Annotated in this window: 20 protein-coding genes; 5 read left to right on the plus strand and 15 right to left on the minus strand. The window is 66.3% G+C overall.

The window, feature by feature from the left end:
* Positions 1-63: 63 nt before the first annotated feature.
* The 7 genes from ACXR2W_RS06415 to ACXR2W_RS06445 form a co-directional block, all read right to left on the minus strand.
* Positions 64-6,567, minus strand: a complete 6,504-nt coding sequence (locus tag ACXR2W_RS06415; protein ID WP_458813342.1) for a DUF5979 domain-containing protein — start codon at positions 6,565-6,567, stop codon at positions 64-66.
* Between the two features lie 180 nt (positions 6,568-6,747).
* Positions 6,748-7,044: a chorismate mutase gene (locus tag ACXR2W_RS06420; protein ID WP_458813344.1), complete on the minus strand. Its 297-nt coding sequence runs from the start codon at positions 7,042-7,044 to the stop codon at positions 6,748-6,750.
* Positions 7,045-7,054: 10 nt separating this feature from the next.
* Positions 7,055-8,341 carry an adenylosuccinate synthase gene (locus ACXR2W_RS06425; protein WP_458813346.1) on the minus strand — a complete coding sequence of 429 codons (1,287 nt, stop codon included), beginning with the start codon at positions 8,339-8,341 and terminating at the stop codon, positions 7,055-7,057.
* Positions 8,342-8,472: 131 nt separating this feature from the next.
* Positions 8,473-8,892 carry a DUF3151 domain-containing protein gene (locus ACXR2W_RS06430; protein WP_458813348.1) on the minus strand — a complete coding sequence of 140 codons (420 nt, stop codon included), beginning with the start codon at positions 8,890-8,892 and terminating at the stop codon, positions 8,473-8,475.
* 88 nt (positions 8,893-8,980) lie between these two features.
* Positions 8,981-11,881, minus strand: a complete 2,901-nt coding sequence (locus tag ACXR2W_RS06435; RefSeq protein ID WP_458813350.1) for a tetratricopeptide repeat protein — start codon at positions 11,879-11,881, stop codon at positions 8,981-8,983.
* 165 nt (positions 11,882-12,046) lie between these two features.
* Positions 12,047-12,535, minus strand: coding sequence for a YajQ family cyclic di-GMP-binding protein (locus ACXR2W_RS06440; RefSeq protein ID WP_458813352.1), 489 nt, complete (start codon positions 12,533-12,535; stop codon positions 12,047-12,049).
* A 204-nt stretch (positions 12,536-12,739) separates the two neighbouring features.
* On the minus strand, positions 12,740-13,678 hold the full coding sequence (locus ACXR2W_RS06445) for an endonuclease domain-containing protein (protein WP_458813354.1): 939 nt from the start codon (positions 13,676-13,678) through the stop codon (positions 12,740-12,742).
* Positions 13,679-14,292: 614 nt separating this feature from the next.
* Here ACXR2W_RS06445 and ACXR2W_RS06450 point away from each other — a divergent pair.
* Complete coding sequence (locus tag ACXR2W_RS06450) at positions 14,293-15,741, plus strand: dicarboxylate/amino acid:cation symporter (protein ID WP_458813484.1); 1,449 nt, start codon at positions 14,293-14,295, stop codon at positions 15,739-15,741.
* Positions 15,742-15,868: 127 nt separating this feature from the next.
* On the opposite strand, the gene ACXR2W_RS06455 is transcribed toward ACXR2W_RS06450, so the two are convergent.
* From ACXR2W_RS06455 to ACXR2W_RS06465, 3 genes are read right to left on the minus strand one after another with little or no spacing between them, the layout of a single operon-like run.
* Positions 15,869-16,579, minus strand: a complete 711-nt coding sequence (locus tag ACXR2W_RS06455; RefSeq protein WP_458813356.1) for a hypothetical protein — start codon at positions 16,577-16,579, stop codon at positions 15,869-15,871.
* Positions 16,576-17,631 (minus strand): ABC transporter ATP-binding protein, encoded by a 1,056-nt coding sequence (locus tag ACXR2W_RS06460; RefSeq protein WP_458813358.1) that lies wholly within the window; start codon positions 17,629-17,631, stop codon positions 16,576-16,578. The genes ACXR2W_RS06455 and ACXR2W_RS06460 overlap by 4 nt, the downstream gene beginning before the upstream one ends.
* Positions 17,628-18,179, minus strand: coding sequence for a GntR family transcriptional regulator (locus ACXR2W_RS06465; RefSeq protein WP_458813360.1), 552 nt, complete (start codon positions 18,177-18,179; stop codon positions 17,628-17,630). The genes ACXR2W_RS06460 and ACXR2W_RS06465 overlap by 4 nt, the downstream gene beginning before the upstream one ends.
* Before the next feature lie 258 nt (positions 18,180-18,437).
* Between ACXR2W_RS06465 and ACXR2W_RS06470 the strand changes: the two genes are divergently transcribed.
* Positions 18,438-18,929 carry a YbaK/EbsC family protein gene (locus ACXR2W_RS06470; protein ID WP_458813362.1) on the plus strand — a complete coding sequence of 164 codons (492 nt, stop codon included), beginning with the start codon at positions 18,438-18,440 and terminating at the stop codon, positions 18,927-18,929.
* A gap of 226 nt (positions 18,930-19,155) precedes the next feature.
* Here the strand turns inward: ACXR2W_RS06470 and ACXR2W_RS06475 are convergent, their stop codons facing one another.
* The 4 genes from ACXR2W_RS06475 to ACXR2W_RS06490 all read right to left on the minus strand — a co-directional run bounded on the left by ACXR2W_RS06475 (position 19,156) and on the right by ACXR2W_RS06490 (position 23,036).
* Complete coding sequence (locus ACXR2W_RS06475; protein WP_458813364.1) at positions 19,156-19,824, minus strand: response regulator; 669 nt, start codon at positions 19,822-19,824, stop codon at positions 19,156-19,158.
* Positions 19,821-21,062 (minus strand): sensor histidine kinase, encoded by a 1,242-nt coding sequence (locus tag ACXR2W_RS06480; protein WP_458813366.1) that lies wholly within the window; start codon positions 21,060-21,062, stop codon positions 19,821-19,823. The genes ACXR2W_RS06475 and ACXR2W_RS06480 overlap by 4 nt, the downstream gene beginning before the upstream one ends.
* 43 nt (positions 21,063-21,105) lie before the next feature.
* Complete coding sequence (locus tag ACXR2W_RS06485; RefSeq protein ID WP_458813486.1) at positions 21,106-21,885, minus strand: ABC transporter permease; 780 nt, start codon at positions 21,883-21,885, stop codon at positions 21,106-21,108.
* 140 nt (positions 21,886-22,025) lie between these two features.
* Positions 22,026-23,036 (minus strand): ABC transporter ATP-binding protein, encoded by a 1,011-nt coding sequence (locus ACXR2W_RS06490; RefSeq protein ID WP_458813368.1) that lies wholly within the window; start codon positions 23,034-23,036, stop codon positions 22,026-22,028.
* 659 nt (positions 23,037-23,695) lie between these two features.
* Between ACXR2W_RS06490 and ACXR2W_RS06495 the strand changes: the two genes are divergently transcribed.
* Positions 23,696-24,742, plus strand: a complete 1,047-nt coding sequence (locus ACXR2W_RS06495) for a threonine aldolase family protein (protein ID WP_458813488.1) — start codon at positions 23,696-23,698, stop codon at positions 24,740-24,742.
* A 60-nt stretch (positions 24,743-24,802) separates the two neighbouring features.
* On the opposite strand, the gene ACXR2W_RS06500 is transcribed toward ACXR2W_RS06495, so the two are convergent.
* Positions 24,803-25,291, minus strand: a complete 489-nt coding sequence (locus ACXR2W_RS06500) for a nucleoside deaminase (RefSeq protein WP_458813370.1) — start codon at positions 25,289-25,291, stop codon at positions 24,803-24,805.
* Positions 25,292-25,442: 151 nt separating this feature from the next.
* On the opposite strand from ACXR2W_RS06500, the gene ACXR2W_RS06505 reads away from it, so the two are divergent.
* Both ACXR2W_RS06505 and ACXR2W_RS06510 read left to right on the plus strand, forming a co-directional pair.
* Entirely contained in the window at positions 25,443-25,652 is a 210-nt protein-coding gene (locus ACXR2W_RS06505) for a ribonuclease PH (protein WP_458813372.1), read from the plus strand.
* The gene (locus ACXR2W_RS06510; protein WP_458813374.1) at positions 25,649-26,026 is read left to right on the plus strand and encodes a hypothetical protein; all 378 of its coding nucleotides are present in this window, start codon (positions 25,649-25,651) and stop codon (positions 26,024-26,026) included. Before ACXR2W_RS06505 ends, ACXR2W_RS06510 begins: the two co-directional genes overlap by 4 nt.
* The last annotated feature ends 44 nt before the right edge of the window (positions 26,027-26,070 follow it).

Consider the following 26,070-nt stretch of genomic DNA (forward strand, 5'->3'; position numbering starts at 1 on the left):
AGGAAAAGGGGGCGCCTCCTTTCGGGTGCGCCCCCTCATCTCGTGGGTGCTACGTGCCTGTTGCTAGTTTGCCCGCTTGCGCCTGCGGGTCAGCATGAGCGCGCCCGCGCCCAGCCCAAGCAGCACGACGGCGGCGGCGATCATGCCGGTGATGTCGCCACCCGTGACGCCCAGCCCGCCAGCACCCTGACCCGTCGTGCCCTCACCGTTGTTACCCGTGCCCTGGTCGGCGGGCTTCTTGCCCAAGAACCCGTTCGAAACGAGCACGTGCTGCGCAGAAGCACCGACTGTGACGCCGGTGACGGTCGCGCCTGCCTCGTCGGTCGCGCCGCCGTTGCCCGTGGACGACGTGCCAGCCACCGTGATTTCGACGGAGTTCGCGCCGCCCGTGGCGACCTCTGTCAGGTCACAGACCGCGCCCTGCGGCAGGTCGCTCAGCGCGTACTGCTCACCGGTCTTGAGTGAGAACTTGCGCTCGATGGGCTGCTTGGCGCCCTGGGCGACGCACGAGAGCTCGAAATCGAAACTCTTGGCAAGCGTCTTCTCGTCGAGATCATACTCGTTATCGCTGCGCACACTCTTCTCGACGATCAGCCCACCCTGACCATAGGTGTTGGTGAGCGCCACGAGGGTCGCCTCACCTTGCGCGCGCGGTTCACGAATCTCGATCTGCGCGGTCTGCCCGTCGACCGACGGGTTGACGCCGTCGCTCACCTGGAAGGTGCGCGCGATTTCGCCGTGGTCGCCGAGCTCACCCGACTCGCTGATTTCACAGTTCGTGCCGATCGGCAGGCCGTCGACGCGCACCGGGGTGCCATCGGCGGGCAGCGTCAGGGTAGCTTCGTCGCCGAGGTCAAGCGCGACCCGCTCGGGGTCCGCGAGGCCACTCGGCACGGTGCACGCGAGCTCAACGTCGAATGCCTCGGGAGTGTCAGTCACACCGTTTGCTGCCACGGTTTTCGAGACTTCGAGCGCCCCCGTCTTCACTGTGACGCCCGCGGGCTGCGGGGCTTTCACCAGGTTGATGGGGGTGCCCGCGGTGTCCCACGCAAACACACCGTGCTGGTTCCAAGCGAACTGCGGCTGCTCGAACTGGGCGAGCGTAGGCTGCAGACCGCCAGCGGCCTGACCCGCGACACGGTTGACCGTGTCGTAGTTCATGTTGACCCACTTGCCGGGCGCGAGGGGCGTCGCGGTCATATCAACCATGACGCGGAAGCCCGCAACGTCTGCTGCGTCGCCCGTGAAGCTCTCGAGCGGAGTCCAGTCGGCATTTGCCGGGTTAATCGTGGTGTCTTCACAGAACGGATCGTCCGCCGTCCACAACGACGGGCCCGAGCCGTCACCGATGCACGCCTGCGCGTTCGTGGTGACGTCGATAGCGGTCTCGGCGCCCGCGGGCAGCTCATCGAACTCGAGCGAGTCGAGATCGATGACGGGGCGGAACGTGCTGTTGCGCGGTGCCGGCCCCTGCACGAGCAGCATGTCGCCCGGGGTGGGCAGCAGATCAACGATAGTCATGCGGTTAAGGTTCGTAGTGCCCGCGTTGACCTGCTGGAGGCGCCAGTTGTCGGTGGCGCCGACCGTGGTGTAGTCAGCGCACTCGGTGCGCGTGTAGTCGTCGGGAGCGCCGGGAGTCACGCAGTCTGCTGCTTCAGGCTTCTTGGTGCTCATCGACCCAGTGACGAGGTTCTCGCTCAGGGTGTCGATGTACTCACCGTTGACGAACTTCTGAGCGCCCACGAGAGTGCCCGTGCGCGGGGTCACGAAGTTGGCGTTCGCGCAGTCAGTCGTTCCCAGAGTAGGCGCGTGTGCCGACTGCTGGCCGTTGTTGCTCGGCTGCGTGCAGCTTGCGAGCTCAACGCCCGTTTCGACGACCACTGAGTTCCATGCCTGCTGCGAGGCGGTGAGACCGGGCTGCAGTGTGATGCCCAGCTCGATCGTGATCGTCTCGCCCGGATCCATGCGGGTGCCCTCGGGCCAGGTGAACTGCAGCGAGCGGCTGTCTGCTGACAGCTCCACCTCGATCTGTTCGGGGTCGATCGTCGCCCCCGTGCCGCCCGTCTGCGAGAAGGTCGGCTGCGCGCCGTTCCAGTCAAGCGTCGCCGGCAGGTGGTCGGTGACCGTCTCGAGCGGCAGGTAGCCCGTGCCGTTGTTCGTGAAGATCAGCTGCCACGGCATGCTGGTGAGCGGCTCGACCTGGTGCGTCGTCGAGTCGAGCGGAGCGCGCTTTTGCACGGTGAGCTTGTGCGTGCCCTCGTTGAAATCGAGCTCGGCGGGTGCGTTAGCTGAGACGGTCATGCCCGGGCTGCCGTTGGCCGTCGTCTTCGCGACGTTCTCGACGCTCACGCCCTTCTTCCAGTCGATCGACTCTGGGTTGCGCAGCTTCACTTCGATGGGCAGCTCGGCGCTGCCCCAGCTCGAGGTCCACGAGGTGGCACCAAGCGGAAAGTACTTACCGTCGACCCGGTCGAATGTGATGCGTACACCCGCGACATCACCGAGCTCGCCGGTGAACGCGCTCTGCGCGACCCACGCTCCGTCGACGTAATAGTCGTAGCGGTACTGATCGCTGTTGGTCGGTTTCGAAGCCGGCTCAGGCAGCGAGACGAGCTCGAAGGTGCTCCAGAACGCAGGCGTAGTGTCTTCGATCGTGAGCTCCGACAGCGGCACCTTTGATGCGCCGGGTGTGGCCTTGATCGCCACGTCGACCGGGGTCTCTGCCTCGGCTTCGATGAGCGTCGTCGCACCGCCGCGCACTGCGATCTGCTTTTCGAGCAGCACGTCGATGCTCGCGTCGGTGAGCAGCACCTCGGCGTCGTCGTTGTTTGCGGGCATATCGGTCGGGTCGATCACACTGTCTTGACCAACGGCCTGGGCCGAGTTGAAGACGGGAATCGCGGCGCCAGATTCACCGCCGGTGATCGGGGTGCCCGGCGTTGTGGCCGTCTCGCCCGCGCGGTGCGTCGCGCGCATCTGCACGTCGAGCCGCACGGTGAGCTGGTCGCCCGCGACGATCGCGTTGCCGTTGGCCTCTGGATCGGTGCTCTGGTAGGTCACCGAGACACCAATCGCGTCGGCAAACTCGGCGGCGGGCACGAGACCCGCCTCGACATCGGCGATCGAGTAGCTCACGGTGCTCTCTGCACCCTCGTTGTACAGCCACAGCTCGACCGTGCTCGCGCTCTTGTCGATGTAGCTCGGCAAGGCTGCGAAGGTCAGCCCGGTGAGGTTGAATTCGTCGAAGGTGTTGCCGTCGTTGCTTGCCGCTTCGGCGTCAAAATCGCGGCCCGCGAACGGGCTCACGCCCATGTCGCTGTTACCCACGCTGCTGCTCGCGACATCGGTGACCCGGATCTTGCCGAGCTTCATGATGCCGTTGGCGTTGTTGGGGGTCAAGAGGTCGTTACCCGACGCGTTCGTCGCGGTGAGTGTGAACCAGGTGGCCGGGTAGAACGCCGGGTCGACGTCACCGTACTTGGGTACGACGAGCGATACCGTTACGTCTTCGTCAAGGCCACCGACGGTCTTCACGAGGCCCACGTTGGGGGTGCCGTCGATCAGGCTGATCTCGTCTGAATCAGCCCCCACCGTATAGCCGCTCGATGTATAGCCCCTGAATTCAAAGGAGTTGAGCACGCATCCCTGCTTGAGCGCAGGGGTGCCCGTCGTACAGTTGAACGCCTCGTCCGACGTCACCCAGTCACCGCTGCGGGCTTTGTCGCGCAGCTGCCAAGTGAGCTCGTAGCTGCGGTCGGCGCCAGACGCAGAAATACCACTTCCGGCTGCCGGCACACCGATATCGCCCGCATCGATCGCGGTCTGACGTGCAGTGTCATTGGGGGCGTAGCTGATGCGCATACCGAGCGTGGACTGCTGCTCGGCCGCGGTGAGGGTAACCCCAACGAAGCCGGTGGCGTTCATCCAGTTGCCGTCTGCCGGGGCATTGGTCGCGGCGACCCACGACAAACCGTCATAGAGCTCGACGTTGGAGACGATGTCCCACGCGAGCTGCGGGTCGTCAGCGAGCGTTATCGGCTTCACGCCCGTCAGGTTGAAGGCGTCAAAGACGGAGCTATCTACCGACGCGGTCGGCGACAACGGGTCAGTGAAGAGGACCTTCGTGTAGCCGGTCTTTGACACGTGCCAGGTATGCACGGTCGAAGTCTCGGCGTCAGACTGCGTGACAAGGTGGGAATCAGTCCACTTCTTCGTCGCGTAAATTCCGTGACCTGGGCCATCCCACTCGGGGGCCCGCAAGTTTACGTTTTCGGTGGCAGATGCATCGTCCGTCACCGGGCGCGTGTCGAGGATTCCCTCGGCTTCGGCCGTCACCGTGTTTTCGTACGGGGTCGGATCAAACGGCGCGGTGTCGTTGGGCGTCGTCGTGCCGCCGCTGCGCAGCTCAGTGCGCGCTTTGAACTTGAGGTTCGGCTTCACGAGCGTCGTCTCACCAAAGCCAGCCGCATTGGTGTAATTGAAGCGAATACCGGTCGTACCTGTCGCGCCTGGCACCGGGATATCGCCCGAGGTCTGCGTCGCCGTGAGCGTGGAGACCGGTTCCCATGCGCCGGTGCCCGAATCGAAGCGCTCAATCTTGAGCGTGCCGCCGGTGGGCACCTCGATCGGCGCCAGCACATGAGTCACATTATGGGCGTCCCAGAACGTGTCGTCTCCGTTCGTGCCATCGCCCGTGAGCTCGTCGGTCACGACGATCTCGGTCGGCTTGGTCTTATCGCCCGTCGCGGTGGCGGTGGTCGGCAGCTGCACGATCACATCGTCGCCCGGCAGCACAATGCTGGGGCTGATCTTCTTTTCGGTGACCACCTCGATCTTCGGCGAGACGACCTTGAGGTCTGCAGAGTCGCTGTCGGTGGCAGGCTCCGTGATGCCGGCGCGTGTACCCATCACATCGATCACGTTCGTGAACGGGCCCGCCTCAGCGGCGTTCGTCGCGAGGTTCTCGCTGGTATTGATCTTGTACTTGACTTGGCTCACCGCGCCGGGCACGATCGCACCTGTGAAATTGATCCAGAACCCCACCACGTCTTCGTTCGTGTGCCCCGCTGGGGGAGCCGCCGGAAGCGCTGCCCCCGGGGTGTTAAGCGGCACGCCCTGGGTCCTACCGTCCGCGTACTTCCAGGTGAGCGTCGCGCGCTTCGCGCCCTCAGGCCACACATCCGTAAACGCCGGGTCGAAGCCCGCGAACTGCAAGGCGTCAGAGAAGTATTCCGCGTCGGCACCTACGCCCGGCTCTGCAATGGTCAACATATTGAGCGTCGCGCTCTGCGGCGAGTCCTGGTTCTTCGCAGTCAAGAGCACCTCGACGGTGTTGCCTGCGACCGTGGTGAGCGGGTCGACCTCGGTGCCGGTCTTGTCGATGAACGTCTTGCCCGCCTCAACGGCGATGGTGAGCGGGGTTACGGCAAACGGGGCGTCAGCCTGTTTCGTGACGGGCGCTTCCCCCGGCACGGTGACGGTAGCCGAGACCTTGTTGCTTGCGTCGTAGCCCTTCGAAAGGTCGACCGTTCCGAGCCGGTCTTCTTCACGCTGCGTCACATCAAACGGTTGGGTCGCGACCGCGCCGGGCTCAATGTCGCCCGTGTATCCGAGGCGCACACCCGCGATATCTGCGTTGTCGATCGACGAGGCGTAGGTGGTCCAGTTCCACGTTCCGCCGACGAACGCGTAGACCTCCACGCTTACCGCGGTGGCGCCAGTGGGCCAGTTCGCCTGCGTGTTTGGGTCGGTAGTAAAGCCCGCGAAGTCGACGTAGCGAAAGGGGTTCTCGGCGTCGAGGGCGGTGGCGCCGTCTGCGGCGCCGGGGTGATCCTGCAGCACGAGCGAGGCGGCCTCAACGTTGGACGCCTGCGTGGCACCGATCGTGATCGTCGACGCTGCGCCGGGCTCAAAGCCCTGGCTCGCGGGGTCCCATGCCTTTGCGGGGGTCACGTCGACCGTGAGAGGCACATCAACCGAGATTACCGCGGTGTCGTTCTTTGAGATCACGCCGTTTGTCGTCCCACCGAGACCGCTAATCTCGGCGGTGTTGACGAGATCCTTACTATTGCCATCCCAGCGCGGGGAAAGCGTATCGGGCACCGTGATGACGTATTCGAGCCAGCCCTGCGCCCCGGTGGGGAGACCGGTGAGCCCGTCATCGGTGGGGGCCTTGATATCGACCGTGATGCTGCGGTCAGCATCATCCGTGCCAATCGTGCCCGCGTCGGAGGGCGAGACGCCCGGCACGTTTACTGATACGGCCGAGTTGTGCCCGGCGAGGCCAACGTTTACACCGCTAATCGCCCAGCCCGCAAACTCTGCAGGCAGCGTGTCAACGAGCTTCACGGCACCGTTGTCAGCTGCCGCGCCGTCGACGTCGTAGTTCTCTGCACTGAACTCAACGCGGTACGTGACGCTCTGACCGGGAGTGAGCTCGCGGTGCGCGTCTTTCCCGTCAACCTTCTTGACGATCTGCAGCGCACCGTTCGGCGCGGCCGTGGCGGGCACGATGCCTGCACCGCTCGCGACCGCGGTCGAGCCCAGCAGCAGCGCGGTTACGCCCACCGCCAGCCATCGCCTGATCGTTTGCACACGTGAGTTGCGAGGTTGACGCACTATTGAGCTCCCCTTAAAGCTGGACGGCATACACATGTAAAGCTATCAGCAAGCTGTGTCCTGAATGACCAAAGGCCGCCGCCCCAACGGGACGACGGCCTCTACGCAAGCAGCAAGCGCGAGCGGCTACTACCGCTCGGCAGCAATATCGGTGTGGTGCTGAATCACCTCGGCGACCACAAAGTTGAACCACTTCTCTGCGAACTCGGGGTCGAGGTGCGCAGCCTCAGCGAGGCTGCGCAGGCGCGCGATCTGTCGCGCTTCTCGATCCGGATCAGAAGCGGGCATCTCGTGCTCAGCCTTCAAGATGCCGACTTCTTGGGTGCAGCGAAACCGCTCAGCGAGCATGTGAATGAGCGCGGCGTCGATGTTATCGATGCTCGCGCGAATGCGCTCGAGCCGCTGCTGCGGCGAAAGCTCGCTCACGACCGGGCCTCTAGTCGAGCAGGTCGTGCAACACCACGACCTGTTCGCGCTCGGGGCCCACACCGACGGCCGAGATGCGCGATCCGCTCATCTTCTCGAGCGCGACGATGTAATCCTGGGCGTTCTTCGGCAGGTCTTCGAACTTGCGCGCGCCCGTGATGTCTTCGCTCCAGCCAGGAAACTCTTCGTAGATCGGCACCGCGTGGTGGTAGTCGCTCTGGTTGACGGGCATCTCGTCGTGGCGCACACCGTTCACGTCGTAGGCGACGCAGACGGGAATCGTCTCGAGGCCCGAGAGCACGTCGAGCTTGGTGAGCACGAAGTCGGTGACCCCGTTGATGCGGGCCGAGAAGCGCGCCATGGGGGCGTCGTACCAGCCGCAGCGGCGGGGGCGGCCCGTCGTCGTGCCAAATTCGAAGCCCTGCTTGCGCAGGTAGTCGCCCGAGGCGTCGAACAGCTCGGTGGGGAAGGGACCCGCGCCCACGCGCGTCGTGTACGCCTTGATCACCGAGATCACGCGAGTGAGGGCGTGCGGGGGCAGGCCCGATCCCGTGCTCGCGCCGCCAGCGGTCGCGTTCGACGACGTCACGAACGGGTAGGTGCCGTGGTCGATGTCGAGCATCGTCGCCTGGCCCGCCTCGAAGAGGATCGTCTTGTCGTCTTCCATCGCGTTGTGTAGCAGCAGCCCGGTGTCGCACACCATCGGCTCGAGCATTTCGCGGTAGCTGAGCAGGTCTTCGACGACCTCGTCGGCCGAGATGGCGCGGCGGTTGTAGATCTTGACGAGCACCTGGTTCTTAAACTCGAGGGCCGCCTCAACCTTCTGACGCAGGATCCCCTCGTCGAAGATGTCTTGAATGCGAATGCCCACGCGGTTGATCTTGTCGGCGTAGGCGGGGCCAATGCCGCGGCCTGTCGTGCCGATCTGGCGCTTACCGAGGAACCGCTCGGTGACCTTATCGAGCGTGCGGTGGTACGCCGTGATGACGTGCGCGTTGGCGCTCACCTTGAGGCGCGACACGTCGACACCGCGACCGCCCAGCGCTTCGAGCTCGCCCTTCAGCACCTCGAGGTCGACGACCACGCCGTTCGAGATCACGGGCGTCACCCCCGGCGTCAGAATGCCCGATGGCAGCAGGTGCAGCGCGTACTTTTCTTCACCGACAACCACGGTGTGGCCGGCGTTGTTGCCGCCGTTGAACTTGACGACGTAGTCGACGCGGCTACCGAGCAGGTCGGTTGCGCGTCCCTTACCCTCGTCGCCCCACTGGGCACCGGTGATGAGAACTGCGGGCATTTCAGCCCCTTCCTTTGCAAGCACGTACCGCACCAGTCTACCGACGATCAGATCGGCGCGGGCCGAGACTCGGCCCGGGCCGATTGATCCGGCGCTATTTCGTGCCGGATCAGTGCGTGCTCAGCGCCGCGCTACAGCGCCTGTTCGGTCTCGATCGCTTGAATCGCCCGCGGGTCAGCGCCGTCGAGAAACTCGGTGAGACGTTCGATCTCACCCGATTCGCCGATCGCGATGGCACCGCGGCGCAGCGCATAGAGGGCGCGCAGCACGCCGCGGTTGGGCTCGTGCGACCAGGGTACGGGGCCCGCGCCACGCCATCCGGCACGACGCAGGGCGTCAAGACCGCGGTGGTAGCCGACGCGCGCGAAGGCGTACGCCTCAATGTCGCGGCCGTGCTTGTTCGCCTCGTCGGCGAGAGCCGCCCACGCCAGCGGAGACTCGGGGTGGTCGCGCACGACCTGCTCGAGCTCAGTGCCCGCGGCGAGCGCGGCTGCAGCGGGGTCGATGCCGAGCAGGGTGGGCTCGGGGGCCAGAAGGTTTTCGCCGATCATGCCGCCAGTCTACGAGGGGTTCTGGGCTGTGAGCCGAGGCTTGCCGAGCTTGCGCCCAACGGGCGAGCTGGGGCGAGCACGGCAGGCCCTACGGTGCGCCGCGCTCCCAGTACCTGGCCGCCGCCGCGATCTGCGCGATGTCGGCCGCCCGCGCACCGAGCCTGCGCGCCATGTCGCGCTCAAGCGCACGCAGCACTACGGCGGCGGCACGCGCGTCGCCCGAGCGGCCGAGCGCCTCGGCCAACTGCGCGCGGCCACGCAGCACACTGGGGTGGCCGGGCGGCAGCGTGCGCTGCATGAGCGCGAGTGTCTCGCGAAACTCGCGCACCGCGTCGTTCGCCCTACCCGCTTCGAGCAGCGCCAGCCCTAGGTTCATGCGGGTATCGAGCGTGTCGGGATTTGTCTCACCGAGCGCCTCGGCACGCTCGCGGGCAAGCTGCGCGAACTGGCCTGCGGCCTGCTCGGCGTCGCCGCCGTCAAGCAGCATCACCGCGAGATTGTTACGGGTGGTGAACACCTGCGGGTCGCTGGCGCCGAGCGCGAGTTCTTGGTCTTCGAGCAGCATGCGGGTTTGCTCGGCGGCGGCGTGCGGCTGGCCGCTCTGGCTCAGAAACGCGGCGAGCGCACCTCTTACGAGGAACGTATTGGCGTTCGTCTCGCCGTACGCCTCCATGAACGCGGGGAGCAGCGCACGCAGCTCGGCGACGGCGGCGTCGTACTGCCCCGAAAGCCCGAGCGCCTCGGCCAGCCCGGTGCGGGCGTCGAGGGTCTCGGTCGCGCCCGCGCCCACCACCGTGGTGAGGTCGGCGATGACGGTGCGAAACTGGCCAATTGCCTCGTCGGTGACGCCAGCGTCGCGCAGTTCAATCGCGAGATCTCGGCGCACGGTGAGCGTGGCAAGATGGCGGGTGCCCGCATGCCGTTCCATTTCGGTGAGCAGGTCGCGCAGGGCATGTATAGCTTCGCTCTGCTGCCCGAGCTCGCCAAGCCACCCCGCGATGACGAGCCGCATCGCCCACTCGGGTGCGACTCTGGGCTGGTCGTCGAGGGTTCGTGGGGCGTGCTGCTGGACCTGCTGCTGTTGCAGCTCTCGCTGATTGCGCAGATACTCGGCCGGGTGGTCCTTGCCTAGTACACGTTGAAGTTCGGTGACGGCTTGCCGCGCACGATCGACGGCTTCGTCATAGTTGAAGCGCGCAGCAGCGTCGCAGGCGATGCGCCACAGCGCCGCCGGGTGTAAGCGGCCGAGCGGCGCAGGCGGCGCGGGTTTCGCAGGCGGCCCCGGCACCAACGTCTCGGCGAAGGCGACGTTCCAGCGGGCGATCAGGCTGGCCTCGTCTGTGTCTGGCAGCGTGTACTCATCGTGGGTGTCGTCGATCCACCGCGCGATGCGGGCGCGTGTGACGGAGCGCAGCACCGCGCGGTGCAAGCCCAGGCTGCGCAGCTCGAAGACGGCAGCGGCGTAGACGGTTTGTGCGAGTAGCCCGTCTTTAAAGCACTGCACCCCTTCTTCTAAGCGGCACCAACCATTCGGCGCCACGGAGCTCGCCCAAGCGTCGCGCAGCTGCGCAGGCGTAAACACGTGCCCCAAGAACTCGTCACACACGTCGGTCAACACGTCTACGGCGAAGGGCGCCACCCCCGCGGCGCGACGCGGATGCGCAAACACCGCGCACGCAAGCACCGCCCGCACGGCCGCCGGTAGTTCGCTCCACCGCTCGCGCAGCACGTCGGCACCGCGCTCGGGAAGCAGCACGCCTCCTTCGCGGTCACCCGCGGCCGCCGTTTCAGACGCCTCGAGCTCCGAGTGATCGGCGAGCCCTAAATGATCGGCGAGCACAATCACGCCGTCGTGCGCGGCAATGTGCCTGCGCACCGCGGCAGACGTCAACCAGAGTTCGAGGTGCAGCGGGCCACCCAGCCGCGCCACGACGCGCATCGCGGTCGCATCATCGGTGCCCGGGGCGTGCTCACGCAACAGGGCGATCAGGTCGGGGGCAGGCAACTGCGCGACGTCGATCACTTGCACGCCAGCGCCGGAATGCGCTAGCCACTCGATGAACGCGGGGTGCCGTGCAGACTCTGACGTTACGGTGCCGATGATGAGCACGGGCCGATCCGGATCAGAGATGCCCACCTCGTCGACCAGCGCCGCGAGCTCCTCGCCCATGAGCTGCATGTCTTCGATGATGATCACGCCGGGCAACTGTGGGTGGGCGAGGGAGCGCAGCGTGCGGCCGAGCGCGATGCCCTGCTCGGCCAGCGACTCGGGCAGTTGCTCGCCGCCAGCGCCGGCCTCGTGCTCACCCCACGCCGCGAACACGGCCGCGTAAGGCGCCGCAGCGCTGGGCGCAGCAGTGGGCTCAGCAGCGGACGCAGCAGCGAGCTCAGCAGCGGGCTCACCGGGCTTGGCCTTGGCAGCGATCTCACCCACCGCTTGGTTTCGGGCGAGCGCGAGTGGCGCCCCGTGCGCTTCCCACTGCGGGTGCGCGGCGCTTACGGCGCTGCGTGATGCCCCCGAGCTGAGGCTTTCACAGTCGAACACCCACCAGCCAAACTGGGGCACTGCACCGATGGTGCGCTCAAACTCGGCAGGGTATGGCGCCACTTCCTTGCGCGTCGTGATTGGGTCTGGTGACTGCCCCGTGGGCGAGGGCGAGCCAGCAGCGTGCTCACCGGGCTCAGCAAGCGCAGCAGGCACAGCGGGGGGCTCAGCAAGCGCAGCAGGCACACCGGGGGGCTCAGCACCTGCAAGCTCGGGCCAGTACTGCTGCGATGATGATGATGCCGCTGATGATGACGCTGACGCCGGCGCCGCCATCCGCAGCCGCGCATACACCTCTCTGATGATGCGAGTCTTACCCTCGCCCGCCCCGGCACGCAGCAGCACGACGCGAGGCGCCCCGCGGTCACCGCGCTGCAGTGCGCGCAGCCGTGACAACAGCTCTTCGACGATGCGCCTGTGCTCGCCCAACAACATGCCTGCCATGCGCTCACACTATCGCCGCCGGCGCTCTGCTCACCAGGGGCGACTGCCCGAGCTCGCCTGACACACGTGCGGCGTCGGGTGACGCACAGACGCACAGACTCGTGCACACTCCCGCAGACTCGCACAGACGCACACGATCACCCGGTGCGCCTGTGCTCAGGTGGTTTAGCGGTAGTTCACAAACTGCAGCGCTGTGTCGATGTCGGCACCTTTGAGCAGCGCCATCGTCGTCTGCAGATCGTCGCGGCTCTTCGAGCTGACGCGCAGCTCGTCGCCCTGGATCTGGCTCTTGACGCCTTTGGGACCCTCATCACGAATCAGCTTGTTCAGCTTCTTCGCGGTGGCCTGGTCGATGCCCTCCTTGAGGCTCGACTCAATGCGGGTCTCCTTGCCGCTCGGGTAGGGCTCGCCCGTGTCGAGCACCTTGAGTGACATGCCGCGCTTGATGAACTTCGACTGCAGCACGTCGAGCACTGCGAGCGCGCGTTCCTCGGTGTTCGCCTTGATCATGATCTTTTCGCCCGACAGCGAAACGTCGGCCCCCACGTCCTTGAAGTCGTAGCGCTGCTCGACCTCCTTGCGGGCCTGGTTAACCGCGTTTTCGACCTCCATAGAGTCGACTTTGCTCACAACATCAAATGAAGAATCAGCCATGTGCTCAAGCGTAGACGAAACGGGCTGAGCGCGCCTGGCTATCGCTGCAGGCTATCGCTGCACCCCCGGGCGGCCCCCGCCCATTGATCCGGAGCAGACACGGTGACCAACCTCACCCTGTGGCAAAAATATGCGCGACAAGTTCCGCTTAAGCGGCCCCCATAGACGGAAGAAGTCGCGCATATTTTCAAGTGTGGGGCGGGGCTAGCGGGCGAGCGCACGCGCCTCCGTAATCGCCTCAGATATGCGCCGCAGCGTCTCCACGGGGTCACGCATGTCGATCGAGGTGAACGTGAGCACGCGCCAGCCAGCGGCGCGCATACGCTCACGGCGAGCAGTGTCGAACTTGGCCTGCGCCGCGCCGTTCTCGAAGTGATACGCGCCGTCGTATTCGATCGCGATGCGCCACTGTGGATACCCAAGATCGGCGTGCAGGGTTCGCTCTGGCGTTAGCACCGGGCAGTTCGTCACCGGCTCAGGCAGCCCGGCACGCATCACGAGCAGCCGCAACTCAGTCTCGGGCGGCGACGCCACCCCCGGCCGAATCTGCGGCAGCGCTTCGCGCATGCGAGCGGCTCCCGGGCATCCCTTGAACCGAGCCACCGCTCCAGTAAGCTCCTCGAATGTGCACGATGGCGACGGGTCTTTGCGCACTGTCGAGATGAGATGGTCGCCGGCAATGATCAGGTCATCGAGGCCCACCACCGCCGCAAGGAGCGCCCAAGCATCGGCGGGGTGCGGGAGCCAATCGGGTGCACTCGGCAGCCCACTCAAAACGCCCGGCTGCACCTGGTGCCCCATGACTTCACGCATCTCAGGTGGCCTCCTGGGCCGCACCGCCCCCACTTCGAACCGGATCAGTGCGCTCGGGTTCACCGGTTCCCACGGCAGCGGAATCTTGAGGAGCCGGGCTGCCGTGCGACGGGAAAGAAACTGGCCTTCTGTGAGAAGCAGTTGCAGCCCGGTCACGCGCGCTTCCCACGTGGTCCCGTCGGTGCCCGGCCTCGCTCTCGTGCCGCGTATGGGCACAACCATGTCTGAGCCGTAGCGGCGCCAACGCTTCACGCCGGCCGCGCTGAGGTCGCTCACGCGCACCACGGGTGCGGTGAGGCCGGGGGCCTGAATCGGAGCAAGTCGCCTCATGTGGCCGAGGCTAGGCGGGTTTCGCTCTTATGAATGGGTTATCCACAGCCAACCCGACACCTGGTCAACTTTGACTACTTTTGTGTGCCTGTGGACGAAGATAGTTCACGCAGCGGCCGAGCAGCGGCGGGTGGGCGCCGCACACGGGTCGCGTGGAGCCGTGCCCGCGCCGCGTCGTGAAAATATGCGCGACAAGTTCCGCTTAAGTGGCCCCCATAGACGGAAGAAGTCGCGCATATTTTCAAGGGGCGGGGTCGCAGCCCCGCGCCTGCAACATAAAGTCATGTTTTATGATGCGTGCCATAACTGGAACGAATATGTGCGTATACTCGTCTCGGCCCGATTTACCAGATCGAGCCGCTCGAGCCCGGCACTACCGGGCCCGACCACCCGGCTCACTGACCCAGGCCAGCTCGCACACCAAAAGGAACCCACCAGTGCCACTCGACTCCCCCGCGGCAACCCCGGCCACACCGGTAACCCCGGCGACACCAGCAACACCAACAACACCGACCAGGCCCACCCAGAAGCGTCGCCTCCCCAAGTGGACCACGTCGTTCGGCTGGCAGATCCTCGCGGGCCTCGTGCTCGGCCTGGTGCTCGGCGGCATCGCCATGACGCTCGGCCCCGACGCAGAAGACAACAAGAACGGCCTACACGCAACGCTCAGCGTCATCGGATCGAGCTACGTGTCGCTGCTCAAGGCAGCGGTGGTGCCACTCGTGTTCACGGCGATCGTGTCGAGCATCGTGGGTCTGCGCAAGGTGACGAACGCGGCCCGCCTCGCCGGCCAGACCCTCTTGTGGTTTGCGATCACCGCGCTCATCGCGGTCACGGTGGGCATCGCGCTCGGCCTCGTGCTGCGCCCCGGCGCCGCCGCTTCACAGTCAGAGCTCACACCCGGCGACCCCTACGCGGTCGGCACCTGGTGGAACTTTCTCATCGGCCTCGTCCCCCAAAACTTCCTCGGTCTCGGCGTGGGCGGCAGCGTCAACGCCGACACCGGAGCCCTCAGCGCCAACGCCAGCTTCAACGTGCTGCAGGTCATCGTGATCTCGGTCGCCGTCGGCATCGCCGCCCTCAAGATCGGCGAGAAGGCCGAACCGTTTATCAAGCTCACTGAGTCAGCGCTCGCGATCATCCAGAAGATCCTGTGGTGGATCATTCGCATCGCCCCGCTTGGCACGCTCGGCCTGATCGGCAACGCGGTCGCCGAGTACGGCTGGGACAAGATGGGCTCGCTCACCTGGTTTGTGGGCACCCTCTACCTGGGCCTCGCGATCGTACTCTTCGTCGTCTACCCCACACTCGTCAAGGCGCATGGCCTCTCGATCAAGCAGTATTTCTCGGGGGTCTGGCCGGCGGTGCAGCTCGGCTTTGTGAGCCGCTCGTCGATCGGCACGATGCCGCTGACCGAGCGCGTCACCGAGCGCAACCTCGGTGTGCCGCGCGGCTACGCCTCGTTTGCCGTGCCGCTCGGTGCGACCACCAAGATGGACGGTTGCGCCGCCCTCTACCCCGCGATCTCTGCGATCTTCATCGCCCAGTTCTTTGGCATCGAGCTCACGATCGTGCAGTACCTGCTCATCGCGCTCGTCTCGGTCGTCGGCTCGGCTGCGACCGCTGGCACCACCGGCGCGACCGTGATGCTCACGCTCACCCTCTCCACGCTCGGCCTGCCCCTTGAGGGCGTCGGCCTGCTGCTCGCGGTCGATCCGATCGTCGACATGGGCCGCACCGCGATCAACGTCGCGGGCCAGGCGCTCGTGCCCACGATCGTCGCCAAGCGCGAGGGAATTCTCGACGAGCAGCTCTACAACGCGCCCCGCAAGGGCCTCGCGTTCGACAACACCGATGTCGAACACACCACTGTCGAGAGCACCGCTGTCGAGAGCACCACTGTTGGTCACACCGCGGCTGGGCGCCCCGCCGTCGATCCCGCTCAGGCCGCAGCTGCCGCCTCCGCACCGGCTGCGGCCGCTGTTTCGGCCACGACCGCGGCAGGCACCCTAGCGCCGGATCCGGATCAAGCAACCGTGCGCGAACCCGAGCCCGCCGCGTAACCAGTCAGCGCTCCTCTGACCCGTCCCGGCCCGAGCCGCAGCGCACCAAAATATGCGCGACTAGTTCTGCTTTAGCCGCAGCCATAAGCGGAACTAGTCGCGCATATTTCTTTCGAGCAGGGCGCCCCTACCTGACCGAGGCGCGGCGCATCGCGAACCAGGTGGCGATGAGCGAGACCGCCATGATGATCACGGCGGCGAGCGCGAGGCCCGCGCCGGTGATCGATGCCACGACCTCGCCGAGCACCGGGGCCAGGATCAGCAGGGTGAGCGCGGCCGCCAGCCCCAGGGCGAGGCCGACGATCGCGGGCCCCTTCGGGCCAAACCGCACCCAGATCGCGCCGAACACGCCGCCGATCGTGAGGCAGCCGAGCACGCCGAGAAAGCCGGTCGCGAGCAGAATCCACGGGTTACCGGCACCCATCGCGTAGGTGTCGAGCACGTAGGTGTTCGAGAACCAGTGCCCGGTCGCGAGCTCGAGGCCCAGCAGCGCGAGCAGCAAGACCGCGACGTAGGCCGCCTGCAGCGCGTTGGCCAGAAACGTGCCGAGAATGAAGTTGCGGCGGGTGGTGCCGAGGGCGAGCGCGAACGGGTACGTCGTCGAGACGGCCTGCACGCCGTAGTAGATCAAGAATCCGGGCATCGACCACACGATCGCCGAGTTATATCGCGCACCCTCGACGTAGTCGGGGCTGAGGGTGCTGACGCCCGCCCGCTGAATCGCGAGTGCGATCACAATCGACACGACCATGACGATCGCAAGAATCACGAGCGGCGTGACGGCGAACGTAGCCTGCTTGATGAGGTGCAGGCGGGTCACCTTGAGTGTGCGGTTCATGCTGCGCTCCGTTCTGTGCGGCCGCGGCGCGTGCCGGGCTGGTCTACTGCGGGTGACGTGCCGCCCGGGGTGCTCGGGTCGTTCGGGTCGTTTGGGTCGTTCGGGTCGCTTGTTCCGGATCCGCCCGTGCCGGTTGCCCCAGCGCCGCCCGCGGCTGCCCCGTCTCCCGCCGCTACTTCGTTGTCGACGAAACCGTAGGCGGCGACGAGGTCTTGCAGTGAGACCGCGCCGAGCTCTAGGCCCTGCTCGGCCGCTACGGCTCGGTCATCGGCGGCGAGGTGGCCCTCAACGACCGCGGTGGCGAGGCCGCCGATGCTGCGGTGCGAGAGCTCCCGTTTGCCCGCGGTGAAAGCGGTGACCGCGGCGGCGCGGCCTGCGACCTGGAAGGCACTCGCACGCAGGTCGTCGACGTCTTCGTGCTTTACGACCCGGCCCTGGTCGAGCACGATGACGCGTTCGAGCAGTCGATCCATCTCGTCGATCAGGTGCGTCGACAAGATGATGGTGCGGGGGTGCTCGCTGTAGTCGCGCAGCAGCTCGTCGTAGAAGATGGCGCGGGCGGTGGCGTCGAGCCCCAGGTAGGGCTCATCGAAGAAGGTGATGGGGGCCCGGGCTGCGAGACCGATCACAATACCGAGGGCTGAGAGCTGGCCGCGCGAGAACTTCTTCACCTGGGTTTTGGCGGGAATGCGAAACAGCTCGACGAGCCTGTCGGCGAGTGCCTGTGACCACTCAGGGTAGGCGATGCGGGCCGCCTTTAGCGCGTGCCTCAGCTTGTAGTCGTCGGGGTAGCGCTGGTTGTCACGAATGAAGCACATCCGCTCGCAGACGGCTGCGTTTTCAAAGGGTTCATGGCCGCCCACGAGCACCGTGCCGGCGGTGGGCTGATCCTGCGCGGTGACGAGTGCCATGAGCGTGGTCTTGCCCGCACCATTGCGGCCGAGCAGCCCGGTGATCACGTTTTCGTGAATGCCGAGGGTGACGTCGTCGAGAGCGGTCGCGCCGCGGTAGCGGCGGGTGAGCCCGCGCGTTTCGATGGCGATGGTAGTCATTGTGCCGCCTCCTGTGCGGTGGGGTCTTGCGATGGAGTATCGGTGGGCGTGGCAGCCGGCGTGGCAGCCGCGGCGGGTTCAGCGGCGCCGGTGGCAGTACCGACAGCGTTGGTAGTGTCGGCAGAGTTAGTGGTGTCGGGATCAGCCGTGCTGCCTGGGCGCAGTGGGACTATCCCGTGATCCCCCGCCTGCCAGGCCGTCGCGGTTTCGACCAGCCGCAGCACGTCAGCCCGCCCCAGGCCGAGGTTGCGCGCCTCGACGACGAGAGGTTCGACGTAGCGCTCGGCAAAGTCGTGCTGGCGGGCTGCCGCGATGAGCGCTTTGGCGCCAGCGGCCACAAACATGCCGATGCCGCGGCGCTTGTACAGCACGCCTGCGTCGACGAGACGATTGAGCGCCTTGCCCGCCGTCGCGGGGTTGATGCGCAAAAACGCTGCGAGTTCATTGGTGGAGGGCACCTGCGACTCCTCAGCGTAGACGCCGCGCAACACGTCGTCTTCGATCTGCTCGGCCAGCTGCACAAAGATGGGGCGCGCGTCGTCGAACATGTGCCACGTCCCTTCGGAGTTCGCGGGGGCGGCTGGTCGGTTCTTGCGTGGCCACCACCCCATTGGTTAGTTACTTCACTAATGAACTTAGGAGGCTGTGGGGCTCGTGTCAACCCCGGGGCCCCAAAATATGCGCGACAAGTTCTGCTTAAGCCGCAGCCTTAGACGGAACTTGTCGCGCATATTTCAAGGGTTGGGGTTGGGCGGCGGGGCAGCCACCGCGCGCTACCCTGGAACGCAGCCTACGAAAGGAACGACATGGGAGTCACACGGGTACGCGCACACCTCACCGAGCAGGGTTGGTCGGGCGAGATTTTAGAGTTCGCCGAGTCGAGCGCCACCGTCGAGCTCGCCGCCGAAAAGGTGGGCACCACCCCCGGTCGCATCGCCAAAACGCTGGGCTTCTACGACCCCGATGCGCCCGAGCGGGCCGTGCTCATCGTGGCGGCGGGTGACGTCAAGGTCAACGGTGGCATGTTCAAACGCCAGTTTGGCGGCAAGCCACGCATGCTCAAGGGCGAAGACGTCGCCCCACTCACCGGATACCCCGTCGGCGGCGTCTGCCCCTTCGCCAACCCCGCAGGCGCCCGCGTCTACCTCGACGAGTCGCTGCGCCGGTTCGACACGGTCTACCCCGCCGCCGGCACCGCCACCTCGGCCGTCGAGATCGACATCAAGGCGCTCCAGTCACTCAGCAGCGCCGTCACCTGGGTCGACGTCACCACCGGCTGGCGCGAAGAGTCCGCCTAGATCCGGCCCCACATCCGCTGCACCAAAGATCGATGCCTCCGGCGAATAGGTGTGTTGCAGCCTGGCAAAGGGGGCGTGCGGCCAAAAGTGGGTGTTATCGGCCCTGATAACACCCACTTTTGGCCGCACGATGTCTTGGCGCACGCAGCGCTCAGCACACGCACCGCTCAGCGCTCAGCACACGCACCGCTCAGCGGTCAGCACACGCAGAGACCGCCTAGCGTGCTCAGTCACCGCGCGGGTCGGGCAGCAGCCGGAGTTCGAGCGCGCGCATCACGGCGCGAGTGCGATCCTGCACACCCAGCTTCTCGAACACGTGCAGCAAGTGCGTCTTCACGGTTGACTCGCCAATCACGAGCCGCCGCGCGATCGCCGGGTTGCTGAGCCCCTCGGCCACGAGCCCCAAGATCTGGGTCTCGCGCGGTGTCAGGCTGGGGGCGGTGTCCGCTCCGGCTCCCAGCCCCCACCCACCCGCGCCCGTAGCTCGGGCCACCAGTTGTGCGGCGACCCGGGGCGCAAGCACCGTCTGCCCCGCCGCTACCGCGCGCACGCCCGCCGCCAACTCTTCGGCGGGGCCCGCCTTCACCAGGTATCCGCTCGCGCCCGCCTCGATGGCCGCGAGAATCTGGTCGTCATCTTCGTACGTGGTGAACACGAGCACGCGCGGCGGCCGCGCCTGCCCCTCGGTGATGCGTCGAGTCGCTTCAACGCCGCCCATGCCGGGCATGCGCAGGTCCATCAGCACCACGTCGGGCCGCGCCACCGCCGCGAGCTCGAGCGCCTCCTCCCCTGAGGCTGCCTCTCCCACGACTTCAAAATCGGGTTCGGTTTCGAGCAACCCCGACACCCCCGCGCGCACCACGGGGTGGTCGTCGACCACCATGATCCGGATCATGCCGCGCCTTCTCCGCGTCGCAGCAGCACTTCGAGCCGCGCGCCGCCGCGGTCTCCCGGGCCAAACGACACCTCACCGCCGGCCTCGCGCACGCGCTGGGCGAGGCCGCTGAGCCCGAAACCTGCGGGGGCGAGGGCGGCCTGCGCCGGGCCTACGCCGTTATCGGTGATGAGCAAGCGGGTGTCTCCGTTCGGTGAGTGGGTGAGCGTGACCTCGACGCGGGTGGCGCGGGCGTGTTTGCGGGCGTTCGCGAGCCCCTCCTGGGTGGCGCGCAGCAGCACGACCTGCAGCTCGCGGCTGAGCATCGCCGAGCCGGCGAGCGTGCACACGATGTCGAGCCCCGTGTCGGCGGCCATGCGCAGGGCAACCCGCTCGATGGCGGCTTCGAGCCCGCCGTCGCCGAGCGGCTGCGTGGTCGCTACGATGGCGCGCGCCTCAATCACGGCCTCCCGGGCGGCCAACTCGACCCGCTCGAGGCGATCGCGGGTGCGGTCGGTGTCACCCGAGTCGAGCGCGCGGGTGGCCTGCTCGCTGAGCATGACGAGGCCTGCGAGGGTCTGCGTGAGCGTGTCGTGCAGCTCGCGCGACAGCCGTTCGCGCTCCTGTGCCGCGCCCGCCTCAGTCGACAGCCGGGCCACGTCGCGCTGTGATGCGCGCAGCTCTGCCGCGATGGCCCGGTAGCGCTCTGACTGGTCGAAGATGCGCGAGATCCAGGTGCCAAGAATCACCGCAAATCCAAACGAGAGGCCTGCAATCACGAGTGCAGTCCACACGGGATACTCAATGCCCGCCCGCGCATATGCGACGCTCGAGCCCGCGCCAATGGCGGCGGCGAGCGCCGCGCTCCAGGCGACGGCCGTGCGGTACCGGGGCACGATCACCCAGGCCATGGGGTGGGCGAGCGCCTGCAGCGTGGCGTAGCTCGGTTCGACGAGCGTGGCGACCCCGAGCGTTACGACGAGCAGCACGAGAAAGACGCGGCTGCGGGTGGGGGTGTGAGTGGCGTCTGCGTCGCGCATTCCGCGCAGCAGCGCCGCGCGGCCCAGCACCACGTAGAGCAGCGCGAAGACGGCGAGCACGCCGAGGTTGAGGGCGAGGCGACCGCCTGCGCCGCTGCCCGCGTCTGCCCAGTCGATGGCGCCCGCGCCGCCCGGCACGCACAACAGCAGCGTGAGCGCGGTGACACCCACGTCCCACCATCGCAGTGGTGTGCGCGAGAGCGGCGCGGCAGAGGTCATGGGTTTACTCTCTCACGGCGGTGCCGCGCAAGACCGTCGCCGCTCACGACCGGCGCACCCACCTGAACGTGATGAGGCTCAGCACGAGCCCCGCGACGAGCCAGCCCGCGAGGTTCAGCGCGACGAGCCCCAGGTCCCAGCCACCCGACTGTTCAGCCGCGGCGAAGTGCTCGGGCAGAAACACGCTGCGCATGCCCTGCGCGAGCCACTTCAGCGGAAACAGTGAGGCCACGTCTTGCAGCCATACTGGCAGCATCGAGAATTGCAGGTAGACGCCCGACACAAACTGCAGCAGCAGCACGATGGGTAGCACGACGGCGGTGGCGCTACGCGAGGTGCGCGGCAGCGCCGACAGCGCGACCCCCAGCAGGGTCATCGTGGCGATGCCGAGCACAAACAGCCACGCAAACCGCAGCCACAGCGCCGGGTCGCTTGGCAGCTCGACCCCCAGCGCAAACACGGCGAACGCGAACAGCAGGGCGACCTGCGCGATCGAGGTGGCGAGAATCATGCCCGCCTTACCCAGAAAGTACGAGACCGGCGACATCGACGTGCCTCCCAGCCTCCGCAGCCACCCTTCGCTGCGTTCGCGCGCGATATCGATCGCGAGGTTCTGCACCCCCGACAGCAGCAGCGCGGCGGCCACCATGCCCGGCAGGTAGTACCCCGCCATCGTGACGCCGCCGGTGCCGTCGGGCTTCGCGCCGATCTCGCCCGCCGATTCAAACGCGACGCCAAAAATGCCCAGCATCAAGATCGGAAACAAGAAGGTGAAGAACACCGTGTCCGTCGTACGAAAGTAGGCGCGCAGCTCCATGCGCATCGCGGCGGCCCCGGCCCGCCAGATGCCCACGGGTTTAGGGGCGACGGCGGTGTGCGATCCGGATCGAGCCCAGCCGTGTGCACCCACCGCCGTGGGCGAGGTGGGCCTTGACTTGGGTGGCGCAGCAGCGGAGTGCGTGTTCATCGTGTGGCCTCAGCCTTCTTCTTGCTGGTGTGCGGTGCAGTGGTGCGCGTGGCCACGACGGTCGCGGCGGAGGTTGCGGACTCTTGGGGTGCGTCGTGCACGATGCGGTCCTCGGCGATCAGGCCAAGGTAGATGTCTTCGAGTGAGGGCCTACGCACTGCGAGTTCGGTGGGTTCGACGTTCTCGCCGCTCTCGCCGTTCTCGCGGAGCGCGCTGAGCTGGCGCACGAGCGCGGCGGGTGCCTCGGTGCGCTCCTCCCGCAGCTCCCCCTTGGCGTCTCGCCAGCGCACGATCGGCACACGGGCTTCGGCCCCGCCGAGGAGCGCCGGGGGTGCTTCGGCCACTATCTGGCCGCCGGTGAGCACGCCGACGCGGTCTGCGAGCTGCGCGGCCTCGTCGAGGTAATGCGTGGTGAGCAAGATCGAGACGCCCTCGGCGCTGAGCCCCTGCAGCATGCTCCAGAACTGGCGGCGAGCCTCGGGGTCGAATCCGGTCGTCGGCTCGTCGAGAAACAGCAGTTCGGGGTTGCCGACGATGCCGAGGGCAACGTCGAGGCGGCGCTGCTGGCCGCCCGAGAGCTTGTTGGCGCGCTTGCCCGCCTGGGCGGTGAGCCCGACGAGATCGAGCACCTCGTCGGTGGGGCGCGGGCGAGGCGAAAGCGCCGCAAAGTGGTTTACGAGTTCGCGGGGCGTGTAGGGGCCGAGGTCGCCCGTGGTCTGCGCAACGATGCCGATGCGTGAGCGCCAGCCGCGCGGCGCGTTCAGCGGTTGCTCGCCGAGCACCTGCACGGTGCCCGCGTCGGGGCGACGTAGCCCTTCGAGCGTCTCGATCGCTGTGCTCTTGCCCGCGCCGTTGGGGCCGAGCAGGGCGTACGTTTCGCCGCGCGCGATGTCGAGATCGAGCCCCGCGAGCACCTGCTGCGCGCCGTAGCGTTTCGTGAGCCCGCGCACGCTCACGGCGAGGCTGGCGGGGTCAGGTGGCCCCACGACTTCTTCTTGAATGCTCATGCTCTAATCTTTTCGTTCGCCGCGCGGGCGCGGTAGGGGTCTGGCGGCTGATCTTCGTATCCACCGGTCGGTGGATGGCTTCGCGCGGCAGCGCCCGCGGCAGCGCCCGCGGCAGCGCCCACGGCAGGTTATACACAGTTATCCACAACCGTGAGGAAAGCTGTGGGCAACTTTGTGAAGGGCGCGCCCGGGCAGCTTTGCGAAGCACCCAACTTCGTTGATTTCATGCGGCAAAACGAGGGCCAATAATTCCCACAAGTGTTGAATCACACGCGTGTAATTATCCACAGGCGCCTCGATTCACCGCCCCAAACGCCGCTCTTTTGCCCCGTTCGGGTCGATGTGTAGCCGACTTTTACACACACCCAGCAACCGGCAAAGTTATCCCCATCCCCATTTCGAGAACTACACGGATGTAATTACTCACAGCTGGGGATAAATGTGTGGGTAAGTTGTGAAAAGTGAGTTAGCACACCGGGCGCGGCGGGCATTTCACAGGCACCAGCGCGCCAATTCGAGATTTTCCACGGATTGTGGACGAATCCACAACACTTACTAACAGGTGGATAACTCCTGTGGATAACTTCGGGGATAGACCCGTGGATAGATCCACAGCCCTGTGCACAACCGGCTGCCCGTAGGCTTATCCTGTGACTTCGATGAACTCCAGCAGCGCAGCTTCCACTTCATTCGCCTCAGACAACTGGGCGGGCGTGCACCCAGAGGTGCTCGACGCCCTTGCCCGCGCGGGCACAGGTCACGAGCCCGCCTACGGCGGCGACTCCCAGACCGCTCACTTTCACGCGCTCGCCAAACAGATCTTCGGTACCCAGGCCGAGGCGTTCCCCGTGCTCAATGGCACGGGCGCGAACGTGCTCGCACTGCAGGCGGTGCTGCCGCGCTGGGGTGCCGTGATCTGTGCCCGCTCTTCACACATCAACTGCGACGAAACGGGCGCCCCCGAGAAGACGGGCGGGCTGAAGCTGCTCACGGTCGACGCCCCCGGCGGCAAGCTCACCCCCGATCTCGTTGCGCACGAAGCGTGGGGCTGGGGTAACGAGCACCGGGCCGAGCCCCTCGCTGTCTCGATCTCGCAGGTCACCGAGCTGGGTACCTGCTACACGCCCGCCGAGATTCGGGCGCTCGCCGATCAAGCGCACGAGCACGGCATGCTGTTGCACGTCGACGGCTCGAGGCTCGCCAACGCGGCCGCGCACCTGGGCACAACGCTCGCCGAGCTCACCACCGATGCGGGCGCCGACATCGTGAGCCTCGGTGGCACGAAGAACGGCCTGATGGGAGCCGAGGCGGTCGTCGTGCTGCGGCCCGGCAGCGCGCCCGGCATGCCCTACCTGCGCAAGCTGAATCTGCAGCTCGCGTCGAAGATGCGCTTCACCTCGGCCCAGCTGAACGCGCTCTACGACGGCGATCTGTGGCTGCGCTCGGCGCGCCACGCGAACGCGATGGCCGCCCGGCTCGCGGCCAGCATTGAGCTGCTGGCGCGCACTGATTCCGCGATCCGGATCGCGCATCCAGTTGAGTCGAACGCCGTTTTTGTGCGCTTGCCACAGGAGCGCGCGGCGCGCGCGCAGGCGCAGTACCGGTTTGGCCAGTGGCCCACCGAGCCGGGCCTGTACCGCTTGATGTGCGCGTTCGACACGACCGAGGCCGACGTCGACGGCCTGCTCGCCGCGCTCGCCGGCTAGGGCAGTTAGGACTAGCAGCTGGCGGCTCGGTTGGCCGTCGAGTTCGGGGCGCGCATCACGTTAGCTCGCGAGATCGTCAACATCGACGCCGATGTCCTCGGCCCAAACCTCGGGGCGCTCGCTGAGCATGCGCTGCATGAGGGCGATGCAGGTCTCGTCGTCGGCGATGACGAGTTCGACGCGGTGGCTTGCGAGCCATCCCTCAGACACCTGAAAGCTTCGGTTCTCGCCGATCACAATGCGCGGAATGTCATAGAGCACGGCCGCTCCCGCGCACATGGTGCAGGGGGACAGTGTCGTATAGAGCGTGCATTCGCGATACACACTCGCAGGGAGGCGCCCCGCGTTTTCAAGGCAATCGGTCTCGCCGTGCCGAATCGCGCTCCCCATCTGTACGCGCTGATTACGCCCCACCGCGAGCACTCTGTCGCCGTGTTTGCTGTGGTGCACCAACGCGGCACCGATGGGCACGCCGCCCTCGTTCCAGCCGAGTTCGGCCTCCTCGACGGCGAGGCCCAGATACTTTGCGTCATTGCTGCTGAGCTGCATACGAGGATCGTACCCCAGGGGCTTGCGCTCCCAGACTTCACCGCACGTATACTCCCCGCTACAGGCAAGAATTCAATCGCCCAGATCAAGTCTTGAATAGAAAACAAGAGCACACTAGACACAGTTGTCTAGTGAGGAGTAGAGGTGTAGCATGAAACGCACTGCTGTTCTCAAGAAGCTGCGTAACGAGGCCAAGAAGTCAGGGGTTTCCTACGCTGAAACTGAGCTCACCAATCACACGGGCATCAAGATCGGCAACACCAAGTCAACGTTGGGTCGCCACAACGAGATTGATGATCTCACTGCGCGTAAGTTCTTCGATCAGTTTGCAGCCGAGTTTGGAAAGGGGTGGTGGCGGTGAGTCACTTCACAGTTCACGCGGAACGTTCGGGCAAATGGTGGGTGCTTCAAGCCGACGAAGCGCCGGGCGCGATCACACAGGTTCGACGGCTCAGCGAGGCCGACGAGATTATCGAAGCGATCTCATTTGTGACCGAGTTGCCCGAGCACGAAATCACGATATCTGTCGTACCGGTGCTCCCTGTCGCAGTAGAAGCGCAGCTGAGTGAGGCTTCACGGCTGCGCGAGATCGCAAAGCAGTCGCAGTCGGCCGCGGCTGCGGCCGCGCGAGCGGCGGCCCGGCAGCTGCATGAAGAGTTCCACATGAGTGTGCGCGAGATCGGCGAGGTGCTGGGAGTGTCTTATCAGCGCGCGCACCAGCTCACTCGGGCCTAGTCTGCACAGCGCTGCCCAAGCGCTGAAACACCCGCTCCAACCGG

This window comes from Leucobacter faecis (genome assembly GCF_054456695.2).